This window comes from Corynebacterium sp. (assembly GCF_030535495.1).
Lineage (GTDB): Bacteria > Actinomycetota > Actinomycetes > Mycobacteriales > Mycobacteriaceae > Corynebacterium.
In genome coordinates, this window is record NZ_JAUNRW010000104.1 from 1 (window position 1) to 7,041 (window position 7,041).

Here is a 7,041-nt window from a genome sequence, read left to right on the forward strand (position 1 = left end):
TGGCCGACGGAGTGCAGGTAGGGGCGCTTCTCGGCGACGATGCGCCCCTGCTCGGCCAGTGCCTCGCGCACGGCGACGCGGGCCTCCTCACGGGTCATGCCGTCGAACTGCGTGCCGGTGTCGGCGATGCGGCCGGTGGCGTCCATGATCGTCGGCATGTCGAGGTCGTGGCGCAGGCCGAGGGCGTAGTCGTTGGGGTCGTGCGCCGGGGTGATCTTCACGGCACCGGAGCCGAACTCGGGGTCGACGTAGTCGTCGGCGACGACGACCAGCGACAGATCCGATCGGAAGGGGTGCGGCAGCGTCTGGCCGACCAGGTGCGCGTAGCGGGCATCGTCCGGGTGGACGGCGATGGCGACGTCGCCAAGCATCGTCTCCATGCGGGTGGTGGCCACGACGATGTGCGGCTCGGAGTCATCCATGGAGCCGTAGCGGAAGGAGACGAGCTCACCCTCGACGTCGCGGTAGACGACCTCGATGTCGGAGACGGCGGTCTCCAGCACCGGCGACCAGTTGACCAGGCGGTTCGCGCGGTAGATGAGGCCGCGGTCGAAGAGCTCCTTGAAGATGGTCTGCACGGCGCGGGACAGGCCCTCGTCGAGGGTGAAGCGCTCGCGGGACCAGTCGACGGAGTCGCCGATGGCGCGCATCTGGTCGGCGATGGCGCCGCCGTACTGCTCCTTCCATTCCCAGACCTTGGCGATGAACTCCTCGCGACCGTAGTCGTAGCGGTCCTTGCCCTCGGTCTCCTTGAGCATCTTCTCCACCTTGGTCTGGGTGGCGATGCCCGCGTGGTCCATGCCCGGCAGCCACAGCACCTCAAAGCCCTGCATGCGCTTGCGGCGCACGAGGGAATCCATGAGGGTGTGGTCGAGGGCGTGGCCCATGTGGAGCTGGCCGGTGACGTTCGGTGGCGGGAGGACGATGGAGTACCCCGGCTTCTCGCTGTCCGGGTCGGCCGTGAAGTGTCCGGCGTCGACCCAGCCCTGGTACAGCTCGGCCTCCACCGACTGCGGATCCCAGGACTTCGGCAGTGCGTCTGCTCGGTTCTTACCCATGTGTCTTTTCCCCTCGGTCTGGTCAGTCACTCGCACAATCATAGCGCCCACGCCCCGGGGCTTGACCCTCACGTGACGTCATGGTTCATGCTGGGACCATGAGAATCTCCGAGGTCGCCCGCGCCGCCGGTTGCTCCGTGCGCGCCGTGCGCCACTACCACGCCTCCGGCGCCCTGCCGGAGCCCCCGCGCACCGCCGGCGGCTACCGCGACTACGGCCTGCGTGATCTGGCCGCGCTCCTGCGCGTCCGCGCGCTTGTCGACGCCGGCATCTCCCTCGCCGACATCGCCTCCGACTCCGCCTCGCTTATCGACGCCGCCCTCCACCGCATCGACTCCCAGCTCACCGTCCTGCGCGCGCAGCGCACCCGCCTGCTCGCCCTGCAGGCCGGGGAGCTGGGCCTGCCGGAAGACATCCGCACCGGGATCCGGGAACTGCTCGGCGACGGGGACTACGCCCGCATGGAGTGCGACGCCTTCGACCTCATGGGCCTGAGCGGGGTCGCCTCCCCGGCGACCTGGGAGGTGCTGCGCGCCAACCTGCACGATCCGGCCCGGCGCGCGGAGACCCTGCGCTTCCGGGACCTGTGGGAGACACTGGGCGACCTGGCGCCGGCGGAGGCCGACGACATCATCGCCGAGCTGCAGACCCTCCGCGGGATCAGCGAGGGCATCATGCCCACCCTCACCCCGGGCGATGCTCCCCTGTCCGCCCGCGACTTCCCCACCCGCGGCGCCCAGTCGAGGGCCCTGGCCGAACTGTCGGGGGCGTTGTGAGGCGCCTGCTGCCGGTCATGGTGCTCGCCATCGCGCTTCTCGACGCCTGGCTCTGGTGGACCGGCCGCATCAGCGGAGTCGGCGCGGTGGCGATCTTCCTCGCCGTGGAGGCCGTCCTCGCGGGCCTCTACGTGTGGACCTCCCTGCGTCAAGGGATCCGGCCGCTGCCGGTGCGGGTGTTCTTCCACGAGGTCCGTGCCATCGCCGACCTGTGGCGGGTGATCACGCGCCGCATCGTCGTCCCCGCGGGTGCGGTGGCGCTGCACTCCCGGAGGAACTGGTGGCACCTGCCGGCGATGTTCACGGTGGCGATTGTCATCGAGATCATCGTCATCGAACTGCTCGTCCCCTGGCCCTGGCTCCGTCTTCTCCTGCTCGTGGGATCGCTGTATTCCCTGCCGCTGCTGTGGGGGTACGTCGCCGGGCGGGTCGTCCACCCGCACTACCTCGGCGAGGACCTGGTGCTGCGCGAGGGCCGGAAGGAACTGCTCCGCGTACCGGCCTCCGAGATCACGGCGGTCCGGGCGGTGCGGGGGTTCGCGGCGGAACGAGGGGGCGTCGATAAGCAGCTTGTTCTCGGTGGTTCCGAAGGAACCAACGTCACCATCGACCTGGCCGACGGCCGCTCGGTGGCGCTGTGGCTCGATGAGGGGGCGGACGCCCTCCTAGAGTGGGTGGGGTGAACACCGATACCCGCCGTCTCCTGGCCGCCGGGCTCCCGGCCGCGGTGCCGTGGCGCGAGCGCCTCCGCCGCCTCCCCCAGCGGGCCGCCGCGTGGGCCAGCCTGCCGCTCATCATCTCCGTGCCCGACTCGGTCATGGTGCGCAGCCTGGAGCAGGAGGATCTCGAATCCCTCCACAACGCCACCGATGAAGGGCTCATTCTCGACGACCTCCTCCTCCCCCTCCTCATCACCGGCGCGGTCCTGCTGGCGATTCCCCTGCTGCTGCGCTTCGTGCTGGGACTGCTCCCGGAGAAGATCGCGTTCTGGGCGGGTGCGGTGATCCTCGGGCTGGCGCTCATCGTGCCGGTCACCCTCGGTTACCCGTGGTGGGTCGCCGCGCTGTGGGTGCTGGCCGTGGTGGTGATGACCGTGACCGGGTGGGCGCACCTGCTGGCCTGGACCACGCGGCGCGCCCTGCGGGAGATCCCCGAATCCCTCGCCCGCAGCCTGGCCTTTCTCCCGCTGCTGTTGGTCGCTTTCCTGTTCTTCTTCTTCAACGCGGAGCTGTGGCAGCTGGCGCAGGCGTGGAACATCAACCAGGCGCTGGTGGTGGCGTTGGTGCTGTGGGCGATCGGCGGGGTGGTGTGTGTCGCCACCGTGCGGCAGCACGTCCGCGAGGGTCTGGCCGACATGGACCAGGCGCAGCCGCTGTCCGTGCGGCTGAATGTCCGGTGGAACGCGGCCAGCGTGCACCTCGCGCAGGCCAGTATCTTCGGGCTCGTGGTCTTCGCGTGCTTCCTCGTGTTCGGCATCGTGGCGGTGCCGCCCGCGACGGTCGGGGCGTGGACGGGGGCGCCGGCGGTGCTCATCACGCTCGGGCCGGTGTCCTTTTCCGGCGCGTTGGTGAAGGTGAGCTGGGTGCTCGGCGCCTTCGCCAGCCTCTACATGGCCACCACCGCGGCCGGTGACCGCGAGCGCCGCGAGGAGCACCTCGGGCCCGTCATGGCGGAGATCACCGGGGCACTCGGGAGGTCAGGGCGCCAGGCAGGCCAGGGGGATGACCCACACACCGTTCGGTAGCTGAACAATGGGTCCTGTCGGGATGATCACCACCAGGGCCGCTGGCGGGCGTTCCACCTTCGCCGCCGTGCTCAGGAGGTGCTCGGCGGCGGCCTCCACCTGCCGGTGGGAGAGCTTGACCTCCACACCGACCCAGGACCCGTCGGGGTTTTCCACCACGGCGTCCAACTCATCCCGGCCCTTGCTGTCCCGGAGGTGAAAGACGCCGCGCGCACGATTGGCCTGGGCCACGACACGCAGATCGTGGATCGTCTGGGACTCGAAGAGAATCCCCAGGGTCTCCAGGTCAGCGAGCAGACGCTGCGGTGTGGCACCGAGGAGCGCGGCCGCCAGCGAGGGGTCGGCGAGGTGGCGCTTGGGCATCTGCACGAGAGAGGTCCGGGAGCGCAGCGTCGTCGCCCAGGCTGGTTGGTCCTCGATGAGAAACAGCCGGGCGGCGAAGTCGTGGAGCGTATCCACTGTTCCCGGGGCCGGCTCCGCACCGGAGAGCTCCCCCATGCGACGTCGGACGGCAGCTGCTGTCGCGGGCTGCGCGACCAGGCCGGCGTAGGCCCGGAGGAAGGAGATGAATCGACGCGGGTCCCGCCGCATGCCTCCGATCTCCGGGTAGTCATGTTCCGACATCTCCTGCAGATAGGAACTGACTCCTTCCGCGGCATCCAGGGTGTCCAGACCCCGAAATCCCGGCCAGCCTCCGGACACGAGCCATTCGGCGTAATCCGCCACGGAGGCCTCGGTGCCGGGGCCCGGCTCGAGACTGCCGTCGAGAAGGGCCGCCCAGGACGCTCGGCGTCCCTCCACCCGTTCAGCGATCGTCATCGTCCGCATGGTGAGCGAACGAATCCTCCCGGCGCCCGGATGCCGCAGAGCATCGGTGGCCGGGGTTGCTGAACCCGTGAGAATGAACTGCCCGGTGTCCTGGCGGTCATCCACCGCATGCCGGACCGCGTTCCAGACCTCGGGAACGGCCTGCCACTCATCGATGAGCCGGGGAGTTGCCCCGTCCAGCACCAGCCGGGGGTCCGCCTCCACCAGGGTGACGTCCGGGCTGGGCGTATCGAGGCGGATCTCGGAGGCAGCCACCTGCCGAGCAGTCGCCGTCTTTCCGCACGCGCGGGGCCCCTTGATGAAGATGGCGCCCGACGACCGCAGTGCACGGTCGAGCTCTGCGTCCACGATGCGGGGAATGTAGTTCGCCATGACCTGCACTTTAGCTGAAATGTGCGGATTTCTCCACACCTCATGTGCGGATTTCTCCACACCTCATGTGGTGATTACTCCACGGTGGCGGAGACTTCGAAGCCGTCCTCCGGGCACGAGATGCTAATCGACGCAATCCCGTTCGGGTCAATCCGCACCGTCTCAATGACCTCGGGGCCGTTATCCCGGCGCTCGACGGGGACGGCGGCCAGGGCGGTGTCGTCCAGATCGCGCAGCGCCGGGTCGAAGGGGACGAGCACCTCGGCGAGCAGGGTGAGATCACCGGGCTGCGCGGAGTCTGCCTCCAGCGCCGAGTACTCGACATAGCGGAACCAGCCGACGTTGTGGGCGGCGCGGTAGCGGCGGGTGACGGTGATCGTGGAATCGGACTCCTCCTGCGCCTGCGGCCCGACGAGGGAGTCGAAGCTCACGGCCGCGCCGGCGTCGCGCTCCCGGAACACGCCGATGCCGCGGGAGAGCCGGTCGCGCAGGAGGTAGTCGGAGTCCGGGTCCGCGGCGATCGCCAGGCCGACCGCGGTGGAGGCGGTGGGCAGCGGGGAACGGTGGACGCGGCGTCCGAAGCGCTCGCGCAGCATGCGGGGCACCAGCGGCAGGGCGCTGGCCCCGCCGACGAGGTAGACGCCCGCGATGTCGGTGTCGGACAGGGAATCGTCCGCGCCGATGAGCGGGGCCATGGCATCGAGGGTCTGCTCGACGAGGTCGGTGACACTGGCGTAGAACGCGGGCACGGGGACGATGACGTCGTCGTCACCGAGCTCCATGATGATCCGGCGCGACTGCGGCTTGAGTGCTTCCTTGGCGGTGCGGGCCTCGTCGAGAAGCTTGTGGCGGGCGCGGCGGCCGAAGACATCATCGGCGCGATCGGCGGTGACCAGGGCCAGATCGGCCAGGGCGGCGTCGAAGTCGTCGCCGCCGAGGCGGGAGATGCCGAGGGAGGTCTCGACGACGTGCTCGGTGCCGTCGATACGCATGAGCGTCACGTCGAAGGTGCCGCCACCCAGGTCGTAGACGATGACACTCGAGCGGCGCGCGTTGAGCGTGCGCGCGTGGCGGTGGGTGTACTCGAAGGCCGCGGCGGAGGGCTCGTTGACCATGCCGAGGACGTCGGCGCCGGCGCGTCGAAAAGCATCGAGGGTGAGCAGACGCTGCGCGGAACGGGCATTGGCGGGCACGCCGAGGACGATCTCGATCGGCTCCTCGCCGGCGTGGGCGCGCAGCTGGCTGACAACGCCGTCCGCGAACGCCGCGAGCACCTCCCCCAGCGGGCGTTCCTGGCCGCCCATCGACACCGGGGTGTCCGCGGTGACCGTGCCTGAGCTGAGCAGCCGCTTGAAGGACCGGGTGACGGTCGGGCCGTCGACGGCCAGTGCCTCCCAGCCGCCGACCAGTCGGTCACCATCCAGGGCGACCACCGACGGGATGTACTCCCGTGGGTCTCCGTCGGTGTCCGCCACGTTGACCACGGGGTAGTTCCCGCGGTCAACGGCGGCGATCACAGTGCGGGTGGTGCCGAAATCAATCCCGAAGCGCATGCCCCAGAACACTACCGGGATTGGGCGCAGATGCTAGTTGAGCAGGTCGGCCACGGCGTCGCGCTCAGCCTTGAGCTCCGCGACGTTCTTGGCGATCATCTCGCGCTGGAAGTCGTTGAGCTCCAGCCCCTGGACGATCTCCCACTTGCCGTCGCGGGCGACGGTCGGCAGACCGGCCACCAGACCCTCGTCGATGCCGTAGGAGCCGTCGGACGGCAGAGCGGCGGACGCCCACTGCTCGGTGCCCTGGACCCAGTCACGCATGTGGTCGATGGCGGCAGAGGCGGCGGAGGCGGCAGAGGACTTGCCGCGGACGTCGATGATCTCGGCGCCACGCTTGGCCACGCGCGGGATGAACTCGTTGACGTACCAGTCCTGGTCGATCTTGTCGATGACCGGCTCGCCCTTGACGGTGGCGAAGGTGACGTCCGGGAACTGGGTCGCGGAGTGGTTACCCCACACGACGACGTCCTCGAAGTCCGTGGTGAGCACACCGAGCTTCTCGGCCAGTTGGGACAGGGCGCGGGAGTGGTCCAGGCGCATGAGGGCGGTGAATCGCTCGGCCGGGACATCCGGGGCGTTGCGCTGGGCGATGAGCGCGTTGGTGTTCGCGGGGTTGCCCACGACGAGGACGCGGACGTCATCCGCGGCGTGGTCGTTGATGGCCTTGCCCTGCGGGGCGAAGATGCCGCCGTTGTTCTTGAGCAGGT

At 69.5% G+C, this 7,041-nt stretch carries 7 protein-coding genes; 3 read left to right on the plus strand and 4 right to left on the minus strand.

Annotated features, from left to right (window positions below):
- Positions 1-1,058 (minus strand): class I tRNA ligase family protein (locus Q4F73_RS10465; protein ID WP_303359289.1); only part of this gene is annotated, 1,058 nt, incomplete at its 3' end.
- A gap of 98 nt (positions 1,059-1,156) precedes the next feature.
- Here Q4F73_RS10465 and Q4F73_RS10470 point away from each other — a divergent pair.
- From Q4F73_RS10470 to Q4F73_RS10480, 3 genes are read left to right on the plus strand one after another with little or no spacing between them, the layout of a single operon-like run.
- Complete coding sequence (locus Q4F73_RS10470; RefSeq protein WP_303359290.1) at positions 1,157-1,834, plus strand: MerR family transcriptional regulator; 678 nt, start codon at positions 1,157-1,159, stop codon at positions 1,832-1,834.
- Positions 1,831-2,517 (plus strand): hypothetical protein, encoded by a 687-nt coding sequence (locus Q4F73_RS10475; protein WP_303359291.1) that lies wholly within the window; start codon positions 1,831-1,833, stop codon positions 2,515-2,517. Before Q4F73_RS10470 ends, Q4F73_RS10475 begins: the two co-directional genes overlap by 4 nt.
- The gene (locus Q4F73_RS10480) at positions 2,514-3,578 is read left to right on the plus strand and encodes a hypothetical protein (protein WP_303359292.1); all 1,065 of its coding nucleotides are present in this window, start codon (positions 2,514-2,516) and stop codon (positions 3,576-3,578) included. The genes Q4F73_RS10475 and Q4F73_RS10480 overlap by 4 nt, the downstream gene beginning before the upstream one ends.
- Here the strand turns inward: Q4F73_RS10480 and Q4F73_RS10485 are convergent.
- From Q4F73_RS10485 to Q4F73_RS10495, 3 genes are all read right to left on the minus strand, one after another.
- Positions 3,531-4,778 carry an ATP-binding protein gene (locus Q4F73_RS10485; protein WP_303359293.1) on the minus strand — a complete coding sequence of 416 codons (1,248 nt, stop codon included), beginning with the start codon at positions 4,776-4,778 and terminating at the stop codon, positions 3,531-3,533. The two genes, Q4F73_RS10480 and Q4F73_RS10485, sit on opposite strands and share 48 nt — an antisense overlap.
- A 74-nt stretch (positions 4,779-4,852) precedes the next feature.
- Positions 4,853-6,331 carry an Hsp70 family protein gene (locus tag Q4F73_RS10490; RefSeq protein WP_303359294.1) on the minus strand — a complete coding sequence of 493 codons (1,479 nt, stop codon included), beginning with the start codon at positions 6,329-6,331 and terminating at the stop codon, positions 4,853-4,855.
- 33 nt (positions 6,332-6,364) lie between these two features.
- Positions 6,365-7,041, minus strand: a 677-nt coding sequence (locus Q4F73_RS10495; protein WP_303359295.1) for a malate dehydrogenase, incomplete at its 5' end; no start/stop codon positions are given.

Coding starts and splice junctions, on each gene's coding strand:
- Q4F73_RS10470 (WP_303359290.1), top strand. CDS start 1,157: ATGAGAATCTCCGAGGTCGCCCGCGCCGCCGGTTGCTCCGTGCGCGCC.
- Q4F73_RS10485 (WP_303359293.1), bottom strand. CDS start 4,778: ATGGCGAACTACATTCCCCGCATCGTGGACGCAGAGCTCGACCGTGCA.
- Q4F73_RS10490 (WP_303359294.1), bottom strand. CDS start 6,331: ATGCGCTTCGGGATTGATTTCGGCACCACCCGCACTGTGATCGCCGCC.